This window comes from Luteibacter sp. HAY1-4A (assembly GCF_056755355.1).
In genome coordinates this window covers 1-1,000 of the sequence record NZ_JBNDHZ010000107.1, presented here as the reverse complement: position 1 = coordinate 1,000, position 1,000 = coordinate 1, and the positions used below count along the sequence as shown (strand labels likewise).

2 protein-coding genes are annotated in these 1,000 nt (G+C 63.1%); both read left to right on the top strand.

Annotated features, from left to right (window positions below):
• Window positions 1-710: hypothetical protein (locus tag ACPYOD_RS19125; RefSeq protein ID WP_481303269.1), on the top strand; the 710-nt coding region annotated here is incomplete at its 5' end.
• A 106-nt stretch (window positions 711-816) separates the two neighbouring features.
• A partial coding sequence (locus tag ACPYOD_RS19120; protein WP_481303268.1) for a hypothetical protein occupies window positions 817-1,000 on the top strand: 184 nt, incomplete at its 3' end.

Genomic DNA, 1,000 nt, shown 5'->3' with positions numbered 1-1,000 from the left:
CCGCCACCGTCGGCACCAACGGTCAATGGAGCAAGCAACTCACCGGCCTGGCCGTGGGCAATCACAGCTTCAAGGCCCGTGGCAAGTACGGCAGCCAGCCGGAATCGGCCATTCGGTCCGTGACTGTGCAGCAGCGACTGACCATCGATACGTCGGTCCTTACCCTGGCCGGCGCGCTAGTTCGGCATGGCCGTCCGCCCACCGCACCGCCGGCCAATACCACCGCGACCCGGACCGCCACTGGCGGCACTCCGCCTTACACCTATTCCGCGTCAACCAACGCCGTGGATATCAACGCGTCGACCGGCAATGTCATTTCCTTCCGGAACGGGCAGGCAACGGTCACCGTGACGGATGCTGCCGGCCAGAGGGCCAGCTACACCGTCAGTGTTTCCAACGTTCTCGAACTGGACGGATGGACCGGCTACAACATCTACAGAGACAGTGTCGCGTTTGCGGAATCCCAAGGTGGGCGAATTCCCACTATCGACGAATGGCGGGCATACCGGGCAGCGTACGGCGGCGCCCCGGGGCTTCCTCCGGCAGAAGGAGGGGTGGAAGCATGGAGCAGTACCTCAGCTGGAGGAGCACTGCTCCATACCATCACGCCCAATACTGGCGTCGAGGGTAACCAGCCCAACCAGGGCTGGATCGGAGGAGGGCGCGGCGGAGCGGGCGGGTGGGCTCTCTTTACGCGCGCCGCAGGATAGAAAAGCAATCCTCGGCCAGCCCGCTTCGACTCGCATGTTATTCGGCTGGATTGGAAGCTCTAGCACTTAAACGCATCGAACGAAAACCCGCACAAGGAAGTCATCCATGAGCACCGCCCCGCCTATCCGCACCACTGCGGCTGAGTTGCCGGAGCCCAGCATTCCCGACACCACTATCGACGGTGGCCTGGGCTACGACGACATCCTGCGCATTCCCAAGCGCAATGTGCTCGTACAGGTCGGACCCTGGGACGGCTTCGTAGACGGCGATACCCTTGCTGTCCTGGTCA